At 68.9% G+C, this 14585-nt stretch carries 11 protein-coding genes; 3 read left to right on the forward strand and 8 right to left on the reverse strand.

Going from position 1 to position 14585, the window contains the following annotated elements; genetic code table 11:
• Positions 1-46: 46 nt before the first annotated feature.
• Together ACAH41_RS26820 and argS are read right to left on the reverse strand one after the other, a co-directional pair.
• Positions 47-787 (reverse strand): SPOR domain-containing protein, encoded by a 741-nt coding sequence (locus ACAH41_RS26820; protein ID WP_325649445.1) that lies wholly within the window; start codon positions 785-787, stop codon positions 47-49.
• A gap of 41 nt (positions 788-828) precedes the next feature.
• Positions 829-2541, reverse strand: coding sequence for an arginine--tRNA ligase (gene argS / locus ACAH41_RS26825; RefSeq protein WP_325649443.1), 1713 nt, complete (start codon positions 2539-2541; stop codon positions 829-831).
• A gap of 176 nt (positions 2542-2717) precedes the next feature.
• Here argS and ACAH41_RS26830 point away from each other — a divergent pair, with 176 nt between their 5' ends.
• Both ACAH41_RS26830 and ACAH41_RS26835 read left to right on the forward strand, forming a co-directional pair.
• Positions 2718-4190 (forward strand): serine/threonine-protein kinase, encoded by a 1473-nt coding sequence (locus ACAH41_RS26830; RefSeq protein ID WP_325649441.1) that lies wholly within the window; start codon positions 2718-2720, stop codon positions 4188-4190.
• A 139-nt stretch (positions 4191-4329) separates the two neighbouring features.
• Positions 4330-4695 (forward strand): PsiF family protein, encoded by a 366-nt coding sequence (locus ACAH41_RS26835; protein ID WP_325649439.1) that lies wholly within the window; start codon positions 4330-4332, stop codon positions 4693-4695.
• Positions 4696-4747: 52 nt separating this feature from the next.
• Here ACAH41_RS26835 and ACAH41_RS26840 read toward each other — a convergent pair whose 3' ends face one another.
• On the reverse strand, positions 4748-5668 hold the full coding sequence (locus ACAH41_RS26840) for a LysR family transcriptional regulator (protein WP_325649437.1): 921 nt from the start codon (positions 5666-5668) through the stop codon (positions 4748-4750).
• Positions 5669-5819: 151 nt separating this feature from the next.
• Here ACAH41_RS26840 and ACAH41_RS26845 point away from each other — a divergent pair, with 151 nt between their 5' ends.
• Positions 5820-8024 (forward strand): malate synthase G, encoded by a 2205-nt coding sequence (locus ACAH41_RS26845; RefSeq protein WP_370538675.1) that lies wholly within the window; start codon positions 5820-5822, stop codon positions 8022-8024.
• A gap of 30 nt (positions 8025-8054) precedes the next feature.
• Here the strand turns inward: ACAH41_RS26845 and ACAH41_RS26850 are convergent, their stop codons facing one another.
• The 5 genes from ACAH41_RS26850 to creD form a co-directional block, all read right to left on the reverse strand.
• Complete coding sequence (locus ACAH41_RS26850; RefSeq protein ID WP_325650122.1) at positions 8055-9797, reverse strand: AMP-binding protein; 1743 nt, start codon at positions 9795-9797, stop codon at positions 8055-8057.
• 142 nt (positions 9798-9939) lie between these two features.
• Complete coding sequence (locus tag ACAH41_RS26855) at positions 9940-10701, reverse strand: TSUP family transporter (protein ID WP_370538676.1); 762 nt, start codon at positions 10699-10701, stop codon at positions 9940-9942.
• Between the two features lie 331 nt (positions 10702-11032).
• Positions 11033-12742, reverse strand: a complete 1710-nt coding sequence (locus tag ACAH41_RS26860) for a GMC family oxidoreductase N-terminal domain-containing protein (protein ID WP_325650123.1) — start codon at positions 12740-12742, stop codon at positions 11033-11035.
• Entirely contained in the window at positions 12739-13065 is a 327-nt protein-coding gene (locus ACAH41_RS26865) for a hypothetical protein (protein ID WP_325650124.1), read from the reverse strand. Before ACAH41_RS26865 ends, ACAH41_RS26860 begins: the two co-directional genes overlap by 4 nt.
• 3 nt (positions 13066-13068) lie before the next feature.
• Entirely contained in the window at positions 13069-14532 is a 1464-nt protein-coding gene (gene creD / locus ACAH41_RS26870) for a cell envelope integrity protein CreD (RefSeq protein WP_325650126.1), read from the reverse strand.
• Between the last annotated feature and the right edge of the window lie 53 nt (positions 14533-14585).

Consider the following 14585-nt stretch of genomic DNA (forward strand, 5'->3'; position numbering starts at 1 on the left):
GAAGATGAAAAAGGGGAAGGGTTTGATGGAACCGCCGCCAGCAGCATCACTGCTTGCTGCGCTCCACGCGCACCAGCGCCGATTCGGCGCCAACGCCGGTCAGCCGCTCCTGAACGCGCTCGGCCTCGTCGCGGTTGGCATACGGGCCCAGGCGCACGCGATACACCGTGCGGCCAGACTGCTCGCGCTCGCTGACCTTGGCCACCAGGCCCTGGATCGCCAGCTTGGCGCGCTGCTGCTCGGCATCGTTGGCGCTGGAGAAGGCGCCCGCCTGCACGAAGTAGGTGAAGGCCTCCGGCCCGGCGGCTGCCGGGGCCGGCGAAGGCTCGCCGGCCAGGATGGCGGCCGGGTCACGCGCCGGCTTGGTGGCCACCGGCGCGGGCGCCTGGGTGGCGGGGGCGGGGGTGGGGGCGACATTGGCGTTGGTCGCCGGCAATGGGCGCGAGGCGGCCACGGCTGGCGGCTGCGCCGGCGTGGCCGGGCGCAGCGCCGGCGCCACCGGGTCGCCGTTGGCGTCCACCGAGGCCGGCGCCGAAGGCGCCATCACCGGCCGCGGCACCTGTTTGCCGACCAGGCCGGCGTTCGGGTCCCAGCTCTTGAGCTTTTCGTTCTCGGCCGCGTCCTGCTCGGCGCTGCGGTGGCCGACCTTGTCGACAAACGGCACCGGCACCTTGGCGATGTACAGCGCCACACCAAGCGCCACCGCCAGGCCAACCAGCAGGCCGACGATCAGGCCCAGCCAAAAGCCACCGCGCTGCGCCCGCCGGGCGCCGCCAACTCGATTCATGCCCACTCCTGTTGCCCGCCGAACGCCCGCGTTCGCCTGTGTCACATCGATTCCGGCGCGCTCACGCCGAGCAGGGCCAGCGCATTGCGCAGCACCTGGCGGGTCGCGGCCAGCAGCGCCAGCCGGGCCTGCGTCAGCGCCGCATTGCCGTCGACGAAAAATCGCTCGGCCGCATAGTAGCTGTGGAAGGCTGCCGCCAGGTCGCGCAGGTAGAAGGCCACGTCGTGCGGCGCCAGGTCGGCCGCAGCGCCAGTGAGCATCTCCGGGTACTCGGCCAGCTTCAGCATCAGCGCAGCCTCCGAAGGTGCGGCCAGCAACGCCAGGTCGGCCTGCGGCAATGTCGCCAGGTCGCCGCCGTGCTCGCCCACCCAGTCGCGCAGCACCTTGCTGATGCGGGCATGGCCGTACTGCACGTAGAACACCGGGTTCTCGTCGTTCTGCTTCAGCGCCAGGTCGATGTCGAAGGTGAATTCGGTGTCGGCCTTGCGGCTGATCAGGAAGAAACGCACCGCGTCGCGGCTGGTCCAGTCGATCAGGTCGCGCAGCGTGACGTAGCTGCCGGCGCGCTTGCTGATCTTGACCTCGGCGCCATCGCGCACCACCCGCACCATGGTGTTGAGCACGTAGTCCGGGAAGCCCTGCGGAATGCCGGCACCCACGGCCTGCAGGCCGGCGCGCACCCGGGCGATGGTGCCGTGGTGGTCGGTGCCCTGGCAGTTGATGGCCTTGGTGAAGCCACGCTCGAACTTGGCCACGTGGTAGGCCACGTCGGGCACGAAGTAGGTGTACGAGCCGTCGGACTTGCGCATCACGCGGTCCTTGTCGTCGCCGTAGTCGGTGCTGCGCAGCCACAGCGCGCCGTCCTGCTCGTAGGTCACGCCGGCGGCCTGCAGCCGGGCCACCGTGTCGTCCACCCGGCCGGAGCCGTAGAGGCTGCTTTCCAGGTAGTAACTGTCGAACTGCACGCCAAAGGCCTGCAGGTCCAGGTCCTGCTCGTGGCGCAAGTAGGCCACGGCGAACTGGCGGATGCCGTCCAGGTCGTCCGGGTTGCCAGAGGCGGTGAACTCGCGGTCGTCGGCCTTCACCGTCTTCTTGGCCAGGAAGTCGGCCGCGATGTCGGCGATGTATTCGCCGTTGTAGAACTTCTTGCTTTCCGGGTTGTCCGGATCGGTGGGCCAGCAATCGTCGCCCGGCTTGAAGCCCTTGATGCGCAGCTGGGTGCTGTGGGCCAGCGTGGCGATCTGCACGCCAGCGTCGTTGTAATAGAACTCGCGGGTGACGTCGAAGCCCTGGGTCTGGAACAGGTGGCACAGGCTGTCGCCCAAGGCGCCCTGGCGGGCGTGGCCCACGTGCAGCGGCCCGGTCGGGTTGGCCGAGACAAACTCCACCATCAGCTTCTTGCCGTTGGCCGGCTGGCGGCCGAACTGCTCCGGCGCGGCCAGCACCTCGGCCACCACCGCCTGCTTGGCAGCCGGCGCCAGGCGCAGGTTGATGAAGCCGGGGCCGGCGATTTCCAGCGCCGAGACCCAGCGCTGGAAGGCCGGCTGCTGGTTCAGCAGCGCGATCAGCTGTTCGGCCACGGCGCGCGGGTTGGCGCGCATCGGCTTGGCCAACTGCATGGCCACGGTGATCGCCAGGTCGCCATGGGCGGCCTGCTTGGGCGATTCGAATTGGGGGACGAGGGCGGTGTCGGGCGCCAGTTGCGCGACCGCAGCGGCCAGCGCGGACTGGAGCTCTGCCTTGGCTTGGATCATGGCGGGATTCTACGGTTCGGGGCCTGCCGCGCCGGGCGCAGGCCCCGGGCGCGGCAGCGAAAAGCCCGGCTGGCGGCGGGCTGATCGGTGGATTGGCGCCGGCGCGAAGGTGCACAGTGCAGGCTCGGGTGGTGCTGTGCGCCAAGGCCGCCCCCACCCTTTCTCGCCTGCCCGTCTTGAGCACCTCTTCGCGATCCCTGCCGCGCGCTTCGTCGACCTCGGCCGCACGCACGTCGTCCCGCACCTCGTCCCGGACCAGCGCGCGCAGCGGCGGCCCGGCGAGCACCTCGTCCTCGTCCTCGCAGGCCGACATCACGCTGGCGATGCCGCCCCGCGACCTGCCAGAAGCCATCGGCAAGTACCCGGTGCTGGCCAGGCTGGGCACCGGCGCCACCAGCGAAGTCTTCCTCGCGCAGGACTTGTTCCACAAGCGCGAGGTTGCCATCAAGCGCGTGCGCCCGGGCCCGCAGGCGACCGCGCTGGAGCAGCGCTTCTCGGCCCGCTTCTTCGCCGCCGAGGCCGCGCTGGTGGGCAGGCTGAACCATCCGAACGTGGTGCGCATCCTCGATGCGGTCGACGATCCGGTCGCGCCCTACCTCGTGATGGACTACGTGCCCGGCCTCACGCTGAAGCACTTCTGCTCGCCCGAGCGCCTGCTGTCGCTGGAGCAGGTCGTGGAAGTTGGCTTCAAGTGCGCGATGGCGCTGAACTATGTCTACCGCCAGGGCGTGATCCACCGCGACGTCAAACCGGCCAACATCCTGGTGATGGTCGACGGCGACGACATCATCGACCTGAAGGTCACCGACTTCGGCAGCGCGCTGAACATGGGGGCAGACGAAACGCAGGTGCACCGCGTCGGCTCGCTGGCCTACATGTCGCCCGAGCAGCTGGACGGCGCGGAGCTGGACAGCCGCGCCGACATGTATTCACTGGCCGCATTGCTCTACCACCTGATCGCCGGCCGGCCACCATTCGAGGCCGAGCACCAGGGCGCGTTGCTGCAGCAGATCTGGAAGGCCGAAGCCCCATCGCTGATGGGCTGCCGCGACAGCGTGACCGAGGCGCTGGACCGCGTGATCCGCGGTGCGCTGCAGAAAAAACCGGACGACCGGCCGGCCAGCTGGGAGGCCTTTGCCGAAGGCCTGTCCTCGCTGATCACCCACAACGAAGTGCCACGCGGCCCGCTGCAGCGTGTGCTTGATTCCGAACGCTTCAACCTGCTGCGCACACTGGACTTTTTCACCGACTTTGGCGACGCCGAGCTGTGGGAAGTGGTGCACCGCGCCCGCTGGCAGCGCTTCCCGCTGGGCCACCACATCGGCCGCGCCGGCCAGGAAGGCCGCCGCTTCCACATCATTGCGCAAGGCGAGGTCGAGATCCGCCGCAACAACCAAAGCGTGGCCACGTTGGGCGCAGGCACCTCCGTCGGCGAAATGGCCTACCTCGCCCCCAGCCCCGAGCTGCGCCAGCGCAGCGCCGACATCGTCACCACCCAAGCCTGCACCACGGTCTCGTTCACACCCGAGTCCCTGGACCAGCTCAGCCCGCCCACCCGCCACCGCTTCGACCGCGGCTTCATCCGCGTGCTGGTGCGGCGGCTGCATGCCGCGCACGAGGCACTGGACCATCCGCGGCGCATCTTGTGATGCATTCACCAAACCAGATTTTTTTTCCGGCGACTGTGCACCGCAGCGCCAAGCTGGCGTTGAATCGCGACGTCGGGGCGAGGAGGCCCTGGCTGTTCGGGCACGTCGCCCGCTCATCGATTCACAAAGGACCCACGCCATGAAGAAGCTCATCCTTGCCCTGTCTTTGACCAGCCTGGTCGGTCTCGCGGCTGCGGCAACGCCTGCCGCGCCCGCGGCTTCGGCCGCTGCCCCGGCACCTGCGGCTTCAGCTGCCTCGGCGCAGCAAAACAAGATGAAGACCTGCAATGCCGATGCGAAGACCAAGGCGCTGACCGGCGATGCGCGCAAGGACTTCATGAAACAGTGCCTGAGCGCGACGGGCGTGGCGGCGGCGCCGGAGGCGGCGGCCAGCGCCACGGCGCAGCAGTCGAAGATGAAGACCTGCAACGCCGACGCGAAGACCAAGGCCCTGGCCGGCGATGCCCGCAAGGCCTTCATGAAGGACTGCCTGAGCGCGAAGTAAACCGCCAGGCTCGCCCCGACGGCGCCAGCTGCCACCGCAGCTGGCGCCGTTGTCACGTCTGGGCGCCGCTGCCCCGCCAGTAGGCCTCGTCGCCGTAACTGTGCTTGAGGAAGTCGATCCACAGTCGCACCCGCAGCGGCAGCAGGCGGGCGCTGGGAAAGACGGCGAAGATGCCGTTGGGCGGCGCGGCGAATTCATCCAGCACGCTGGCCAGCCGGCCAGCCGCCAGATCCGCCTGGACTTCCCAGGTGCTGCGCCAGGCGATGCCCAGGCCTTGCAGGCACCAGCCGTGCAGCACCTGGCCATCGCTGCAGTCCAGCCGTCCGGCCGGGCGCAGGTAGGTGACCTGCCCGTCGACACGAAACGCCCAGCCGCGGCTCTGGCTGGCCTCGGAGCTGAGCGTGAGGCAGGCGAAGCGGTTCAGTTCGGACGGGTGCCTGGGCGTGCCGGCGCGGGCCAGGTAGGCCGGCGTGGCCACGCACTGGCGGCGGTTGTCGGCCAGGCGCACGCTGACCAGGCTGGAATCGGGCAGGTCGCCCACGCGCACCGCACAGTCCACCCCTTCGTTGACGATGTCGACCAACCGGTCCGACAGGTTCAGCGACAGGCTGACCTCCGGATGCTGGGCCAGGAAGCCCGGCACCAGCGGCGCCACGTGCCGCCGCCCGAAGCCGGCCGGCGCGGTGATGCGCAAATGCCCGCTGGCCTTGACCCCACCGGCCGACACACTGGCCTCGGCGTTGTTGACCTCGGCCAGCAAGCGCTGGCAATCTTCGAGGAAGGCACTGCCTTCATGCGTCAGGCTGATGCGGCGGGTCGTGCGCTGCAGCAGCTTGACGCCCAGCCGTGCCTCCAGCGCATCCATGCGCCGGCCGATCAGCGCCGGTGCAACGCCTTCGGCCTGGGCGGCTGCCGTCAGGCTGCCCCGGGTGGCCACGGCCACGAAGGTTTCCATCTGCTTCAAGCGGTCCACGCGTGCTCCCGGCTCGATCCCAAACTTAAAGTCACAAATCAATCGCAGATCCGGGACTTAATCTTTGCCAGAGTATCAAATAGATTCTCGATCTGGCGGCCGACCCGCAGCACAGACTTTCGTTGATCCCAGCCCTGCAAAGGACATCCCCATGAGCACCCGCATCACCGAACACCGCCTGCAGATCGCCCCGGTCCTGCACCAGTTCATCAATGAACAGGTGCTGCCCAACACCGGTGTCTCAGCGGCCAGCTTCTGGGCTGGCTTCGACGCCATCGTGCACGACCTGGCGCCGAAGAACGCCGCGCTGCTGGCCGAGCGGGACCGCATCCAGGCCGAAATGGACGGCTGGCACAAGGCCAACCCCGGCCCCATCACCGACATGCCGGCCTACCAGGCCTTCCTGGCCAGCATCGGCTACACCGTGCCGGTGCCGGCGGACGTCAAGGCCACCACCGCCAACGTGGACGCCGAGCTGGCCACACAAGCCGGCCCGCAACTCGTGGTGCCCATCCTGAACGCCCGCTACGCGCTGAACGCCGCCAACGCGCGCTGGGGCAGCCTGTATGACGCGCTGTACGGCACCGACGCCATCCCCGAGACCGACGGCGCCGAGAAGGGCAAGGGCTACAACCCGGTGCGCGGTGCCAAGGTCATCGCCTACGCCCGCCAGGTGCTGGACCAGGCCGCGCCGCTGGTTTCGGCGAGTCACGCGGATGCCACGAAGTACGCTGTCGAAGCCGGCCAGCTGGTCGTGCACCTGAAGGGCGGCACGCTGACCGGCCTGGACGACCCGAAGCAACTGCTGGGCTACCAGGGCGACGCGGCCGCACCGTCTTCAGTGCTGCTGGTGCACAACGGCCTGCACCTGGACCTGCAGATCGACCCGACGACGGCCATCGGCAAGACGGACGCGGCAGGCCTCAGCGACCTGGTCGTCGAATCCGCGCTGTCGACCATCCTGGACCTGGAAGACTCGATCGCCGCGGTGGACGCCGAGGACAAGGTGCTGGCCTACCGCAACTGGCTGGGCATTCAGCTCGGCACGCTGACCGAGGAAGTCAGCAAGGGCGGCAAGACCTTCACCCGCAGCCTGAACGCCGACCGCGTCTACACGGCCGCCAGCGGCCAGGGCCAGGTCACGCTGCACGGCCGTTCGCTGATGTTCGTGCGCAATGTCGGCCACCTGATGACCAACCCGGCCATCCTGTGGGGCGATGGCAAAGAGGTGCCTGAAGGCATCATGGACGCGGTGGTGACCACCACCATCGCGCTGCATGACCTGCAAGGCCGCGGCGCGAACGGGCTGCGCAACTCACGCGCCGGCAGCGTCTACATCGTCAAACCCAAGATGCACGGCCCGGCCGAAGTGGCGTTTGCCGCCGAGCTGTTCGGCCGCGTGGAGCAGCTGCTGGGCCTGGCGCCGAGCACCGTGAAGCTGGGCATCATGGACGAAGAGCGCCGCACCAGCGTCAACCTGAAGGCCTGCATTGCCGCGGCCGGCAGCCGCGTGGCCTTCATCAACACCGGCTTCCTGGACCGCACCGGCGACGAGATGCACACCGCCATGTACGCCGGCCCGATGCTGCGCAAGGGCGACATGAAGGCCAGCGCCTGGATCCAGGCCTACGAGAAGAGCAACGTGCTGGTCGGCCTGCAGTGCGGCCTGCGCGGTCGGGCCCAGATCGGCAAGGGCATGTGGGCCATGCCGGACCTGATGGCCGAGATGCTCAAGCAGAAGATCGGCCACCCCAAGGCCGGCGCCAACACCGCCTGGGTGCCCTCGCCCACCGCCGCCACGCTGCACGCGCTGCACTACCACCAGGTCAGCGTCGCCCAGGTCCAAAAGGAGCTGGAGCAGCAGGCGCTGGCGATGGACAGCAACGGCGAGCGCGAAGCCATCCTGGCCAACCTGCTGACCGTGCCGGTGGCCAAGGACGCCAACTGGAGCGAGGACCAGCGCCAGCAGGAGCTGGACAACAACGTGCAGGGCATCCTCGGCTACGTGGTGCGCTGGGTGGACCAGGGCGTGGGTTGCTCCAAGGTGCCCGACATCCACAACATCGGCCTGATGGAAGACCGCGCCACGCTGCGCATCTCCAGCCAGCACATTGCCAACTGGCTGCAACACGGCGTGGTCGGCGAAGCCCAGGTGCGCGACACCTTCGCCCGCATGGCCCAGGTGGTGGACCAACAGAACGCCAGCGACCCGCTGTACCAGAGCCTGGCCCAAAACCCCACCGGCGCGGCCTACCAGGCAGCGCTGGACCTGGTGTTCAAGGGCAAGGAACAGCCCAGCGGCTATACGGAGCCGCTGCTGCATGCATGGCGCTTGAAAGTAAAGGCTGGGGCCTGAACGGCCTTGGCGCAGGCGCCGAGATGATCCTCAGTCCTGCGCCCAGACCACCGCTTGGCCACGCCCGGTCCAGCCTTCGTAATGGTGCGCATACAGCGTCTCGACGCGGTTGCGCTTGATCTTGAAGGTGGGGGTGATGAGGCCGTTGTCCACCGTCCAGGCTTCGGTGACGATGACCAGGCAGGCGAGTTGTTCGTGTGGGTCCAGGCGCTGGTTGATGGCCTGCAGGTGTTCGGCGAGTGAGCCAACGAGTTCGGCGCGCAGGGCCGTGTCGGCGCATTTGGCGACCGCGTCGGCGTTGAGCATCAGCAGGGCCAGCGGTTGGCCCAGGCTAGCGCCGCTGACGCAGCAGGCCTCGACGGCGGGGTGCATCACCAGCTTGTCTTCGATGGGCGCCGGCGCGACGTATTTGCCCTTGCTGGTCTTGAACAAGTCCTTCACCCGGCCGGTGATGCGCAGGTTGCCCTGCTCGTCGTACTGGCCCTTGTCGCCGGTGTGCAGCCAGCCGTCTTCGGTGAAGGCCTCGCGGGTCAGCTCGGGTTCCTTGAAGTAGCCCTGCATCACGGCGGGGCTGCGCATCTGGATCTCGCCGTCCAGCGGGTCCAGCCGGCTTTCCACGCCTTCGTACGGAATGCCCACCGTGCCCGGCTGCGGCAGGCCGACCACCGTGGCGTGGCTGACGCCGCAGTTCTCGGTCATGCCGTAGACCTCGACGATGGGCAGGCCCAGGCGCTCGTACCAGCGCAACAGCTCAGGCGGCATGGGTGCGGCGCCGCCAGCGGCCACGCGGCACTTGTGCAGTCCCAACGCCGCCAGCACCTTCTTGCGCACCAGCTGGCCAACCAGCGGGATGCGCAGCAGCCGGTCCAGCTTGGCCTGCGGCATGCGGGCCAAAACGCCTTGCTGGAACTTGACCCACAGCCGCGGCACCGAGAAGAAGCAGGTGGGCCGGGCGCGCTGCAGGTCGGCGGTGAAGGTCTCCAGCCGCTCGGCGAAATAGACGCGCATGCCGGTGGCCAGTTGGCCGTGTTCCAGCAGCGTGCGCTCGGCCACGTGCGACAGCGGCAGGTAGCTCAGCATGCGCGCGCGGTGGTCGATCTCCAGCCGGCGCAGGCCCGAGCTGATGGCCCAGGCGAAGTTGCCGAAGCTGTGCATCACGCCCTTGGGGGCGCCGGTGGTGCCGGAGGTGTACATCAGCGTGCAGAGCTCGCCAGGCTCGCGAACCGGCTCGCCAGCCAGTGGCGCGCAACTCGCCAGCAGCGCGTCCCAGCGCTCGCCGCGTGCGCGTTCCGGCGCCAGCGGCATCGTCACGCAGGGCAGATCGGCCGGAATGCCGGGCGCCATCGCGTCGAAGTTGTCCAGCTTGCCGACGAACAGCAGCCTGGCCTCGCTGTGGCGCAGGATCTGGCCAATGGTGTCGGCCGCGAGCGTCGGGTACAGCGGCACCGAGACATGGCCGGCCATCCAGATCGCGTAGTCAGCCATCAGCCACCAGGCGCAGTTCTTGGCCAGGATGGCGATCTTCGAGCCGGGCGCCAAGCCTTGTTGCTGCAGGTGAGTGGCGATGCGCCGGGTTTGCTGCAGCACCTCGGCCCAGGTGAACTCGCGCACCTCGCCGTTGCAGGTGTCACCCATGGGCTGCACGAAGGCCACGCGCTGCGGCTGCGTGCGTTCCCAGTGGTAGAGCCGCTGCAGCGCCAGCGCCTCGGGCGGTGCCTCGACGAACTGGGTGTGCACGGACATCACCGATTCGGGTGCAAGGGGTGCGTTCATGGATCGGCCCTGTGGATGAACAAACGTCATCGCAGGCTAAGGGCCTGCCAAGCGGCCGCCATCGGCGGGAACCCGTGGATGGCGGCCTGGTTCAGGGAAGACACCGCTGCCGCCGGCGCGGCAGTCGACTAACGGACGAATTTCAACGCAGAAACGCGTCGTAGCCGGTTTTCAGGATCAGCGCGCTGACCACCAGGATGAACACGCCACGAACGAACCCTGCGCCGTGGCGCAGCGCCATGCGGGTGCCGAGCAGGCTGCCGGCGACGTTGGTCAGCGCCAGCACCGCGGCCACCTGCCACCACACATGGCCTTTCCAGGCGAACAGCAGCAGCGCGGCGCCGTTGGTCGCCGTGTTCAGCAGCTTGGCGGCCGCCGAGGCGTGCAGGAAGTCGTAGCCCAGGACGCGCACAAACAGGAAGACAAAGAAGCTGCCGGTGCCAGGGCCGAAGAAGCCGTCGTAGAAGCCGATGCACAGGCCGATCACGCCAGCCGCCAGGCTTTCGCGCGCAGCCGCCAGGCGCGGCGCGTGTTCGCGGCCCAGGTCCTTGCGGGCCAACGTGTAGACCAGGATGGCCAGCAGCACCAGTGGCAGCGCCTTGCGCAGGCCGTCGGCACTGACTTGTGTGAGCGTCCAGGCCCCAACCCAGCTGCCCAGCAACGCCATGGCCACGGCCGGCATCAGCCCGCGCCAGTTCAGGCTGACCCGGCGGGCGAACTGGCGCGCCGCCCAGGCGGTGCCCCAGATGGCACCGCCCTTGTTCGTGCCCATCAGCGAGGCCGGCGGCGCACCGGGGTAGGTGGCGAACAGCGCCGGCACCAGCACGAGGCCGCCGCCACCGACGATCGCATCGACAAAACCAGCCAGCCCGGAGGCGGCCGCAACCACCAGCAGGTCCAGCATCTGTCAGTAAAAATTGGAAAACGCCGCCAAACAATCCGCAGCGACGTTGAATTCCCGGCCCCAGAATGGCGCAAGGGCGCCAACTTGCGTTGGCGCCCTTGCATTTTCACATTTTCATTCTGCTCGGCCTGCTTGATCTTCAGATCAGCAAGCCTTGCGGGCGGCATGAGTTCTGGTTATTGGCCCGGTTTTGTCTCCTCGGGACCCCCTTCAGCAGCGCACCACAGAAGGGCATTGCGCTGAAAGTGCCTGCACTGTAATGGCGCAAGTACGGTTTTCGCATCAGGGCTTTCCCGGTCCAGGTAGGGACCTTTACCTACCCTTCCCGTCATCAGACAACGGACGCAGGCTGCGCTTGCGCACCTTCGCGTTGCGCAACCTGCCGCTCGGCCATGATCCAGGCTGCGGCTCGCTCGGCGATCATCAGCGTTGGCGAGTTGGTGTTGCCGCTGGTGATGCGCGGCATCACGCTGGCATCTGCCACGCGCAGCCCACGCACGCCGCGCACCCGCAGCCGGCTGTCCAGCACCGCGGCGGGATCGTCGGCCCGGCCCATCTGGCAGGTGCCGACCGGGTGGAAGATCGTGGTGCCGATGTCGCCCGCCAGCCGGGCCAGCTCGTCGTCGCTCTGAAACTGCACGCCGGGCTTCAGTTCCTGCGGCTGGTAGCGGGCCAACGCTGGCATCTGCACGATGCGACGGGTCATGCGCAGCGAGTCGGCCGCCACGCGCCTGTCCTCTTCGGCCGACAGGTAGTTGGCCAGGATGGATGGCGCTGCAGCCGGGTCCTTGGAAGTGATCTGCACCCGGCCGCGCGAAGCCGGGTTCAGGTTGCAGACGCTGGCGGTGAAGGCGTTGTGGCGGTGCAGCGGCTCGCCGAAGGCGTCCAGCGACAGCGGCTGCACGTGGTACTCCAGGTTGGCCCAGCGCTGGCCCGGGTCGGAGCGGGTGAAGGCGCCAAGCTGCGACGGCGCCATGCTCATCGGCCCGCTTCGGCGCAACAGGTATTCCAGCCCGATGCGCGCCTTGCCCCAGTGGGAGCTGGCCATGGTATTGAGCGTGCGCACGCCGTTCACGCCAAAGACCGCGCGGATCTGCAAATGGTCCTGCAGGTTGGCGCCCACGCCCGCCAGCGGCTGGCGCACCTCGATGCCCAGGCGCTGCAGCAGGTCCGCCGGCCCCAGCCCCGAACGCTGCAGCACCGCTGGCGAGCCCACCGCGCCGCAGGCCAGCACGAGCTCGCCGCGGCAATGCGCCTGCACCGGCGCGCCGCCGTTGACCGGCAGGATCTCGACGCCGCTGGCGCGCAGCGCGCCGTCGGCGTCGTGGGTGAACAGCAGGCGCTGCACGGTGGCACCGGTCCAGACCTGCAGGTTCGGCCGCCCCACCACCGGCCGCAAAAAGGCCTTGGCCGCGTTCCAGCGAAAGCCGCTGCGCTGGTTGACCTCGAAATAGCCCACGCCTTCGTTGTCGCCGCGGTTGAAGTCGTCGGTCGCCGGAATGCCGGCCTCCTCGGCGGCCTTGGCAAACGCGTCCAGGATCTCCCAGGACAGGCGCTGTTTCTCGACCCGCCATTCGCCACCGCTGCGCTGGCCGCGTGCATCGAAGCCGGGCGCGGCGTGCAGGCCGGGCACCTCGCCGCGCCAGTGGTCTTCGTGGCGCAGGAAGTGCGGCAGGCATTCGTCCCAGCGCCAGGCCGGGTCGCCGGTCAGCTCGGCCCAGCCGTCGTAGTCCCGCGCCTGGCCGCGCATGTAGATCATGCCGTTGATGCTGGAGCAGCCGCCCAGCACCTTGCCGCGCGGATAGCGCAGCTGGCGGCCGTTCAGGCCGGGGTCGGCATCGGTCTGGTACAGCCAGTCGGTGCGCGGGTTGCCGATGCAGTACAGGTAACCCACGGGAATGTGGATCCACAGGTAGTCGTCATGCCCGCCAGCCTCGATCAGCAGCACCCGGCAATCGGGGTCGGCCGAGAGCCGGTTGGCCAGCAGGCAGCCGGCGGTGCCGGCGCCCAGCACGATGACGTCGTAAGTCGTGTCGCTCATGAGTGTGATCTGTCTCCTGCGCCCACTGTAGACCCGGCGCCAATCGGCCGGCCCGCTGGTGAACCCGGCCGGCGGCGTTCATTGCGCAGCAGGTCGATCGCGCAGCCGGCCAGTGACCAGGCGCCAAAGCCCAGCATCGCGGCCGCCAGCGCCACCAACGCCAGCAGCATCGCGCCCCAGGCGCCGCGGTACAGCACCTTGGCGGCCCATTCGCGGGTGAAGCGCAGACACAGGCCGGCCAGGCTCAATGTCAACATCAGCGGGCAGGCGATCAGGCACAGGGCCAGCAATGCCGCCAGCATGTCCCACAACACGCTGGGCATGGCTCACTCCGCCGCCGCGGCCGGCTTTGCTGCGGCGCGAGGGGCGGTTGGCGTTGGCACGAGCGCCTCGTCGAACAGCCGATACCAGTCCACGCCACGCGTCAGCCACATCACGCTGGCCACCGCCGCGAACAGGCCGACCGAGCCGATGACCAGCGCCGTCTGTTCTTGCTGCAGCAGCACGTACATCAGCCCGTAGAGCAGCGCCATCGCGCCACCGAAGGTGATGCCGTCGCGCCGGCGGCCCAGCATGTGCCCGGTGTAGACGCCCAGCAGCGAGACGCAGGCGGCACTGGCGATGCCGTAGGCGATGCCAAACGCCAGGTGCTCCGACAGGCTGAGCAGCAGCAGGAAAAACAGCGTCAGCGCCAGGCCGACCAGCGCGTACTGGATCGGGTGCACGCGCCGCACCCGGCCGCGGCCCAGCACCTCGACCAGCGCCACCGCGATGAAGGTCAGGCCGACGAACAGCAGGCCGTACTTGGTCGCCCGGTCGCTCAGCACGTACGGGTTCACCGGGTCGATGAACGAGACGGCCAAGGTGTCCAGGCAGTCAGGCGCATTCGCACTGACCGCAGCGGGATAGGCAGTTTCATCGCCAGGCTCGGCCGATGCCGCGGCGGGTTCGCACAGCTTCGCGCCGGCCAGCACCTGCCGCGGCGCGGCCGAGGCCAGCGCCGAGACCTGCCAGGTCGCGTCGAAGCCCTGGTCGGTGATGTCGCGCGCGGTCGGCAGGAAGCGCCCGCCAAACGACGGGTGCGGCCAATCGGACTTCATGACCCAGCGCGTGGCCTCGCCCACCGGCACCAGCGCCAGGCGCGCGGTGCCCACCAGTTCCAGCTCGACGTGCGCAGCCAGCGCAGCGCTGTCCGCCGCCGCAGGCCAGTCTTCCGGCAGCTCGACGTGGAAGCCTTGCGCGAGCTCACCGGTCGGCGTGCCAGGCTTGACCGACCGCGGCTTGCCAGCCACGGTGGCGCTGGCCTCGCGCACGCCGCGCACGTCGCTCAGGCCCAGCCACAGCACCGCGGGCCGGCACTGCAGCCGGCTGTCCGCGTGTTCGGCGCGCGGCTTCATCGCGTCCGCCGAGGCCCATTGCGCGTCCAGCTTGAAATGGCCGGCGTAACCGTTGACCTTGAACAGGCCGCGGTAGCGCGGCTCGCTGCGCAGGCTGCTGTCGACCGTCAGTTCCGCCGGTGCGGCCTGCAGCGTGAAGTCGCGCCGCTCGACGACGCGCTTGCGCTCCTTGCCCTCGCCGGTCTCGCTGTTCCACTCCTCGCTGCAGGCGCGCTGCAGCAGCGGGCCGACCAGCGTCTGCGCCCCGGCCTGGGACTGCTGCACGCTGCGCACGGCGTCCTGCTGGCGCGCGGCGCGCTCGTCGACCAGGAAGCTGATGCGCGTGAGCACCAGCGACAACATCACGGCAAAGCCGCCCACGGCCAGCCCCTTGCCCAGCAATTGGTATTTCATCTCGCCTGCCCTCTCGTTCGTTTGAATGCGATGGGCAGCAGCTTCCCGCAAGC

Source organism: Ideonella sp. (genome assembly GCF_041287625.1).
In the GTDB taxonomy this organism is placed as follows: domain Bacteria; phylum Pseudomonadota; class Gammaproteobacteria; order Burkholderiales; family Burkholderiaceae_C; genus Ideonella.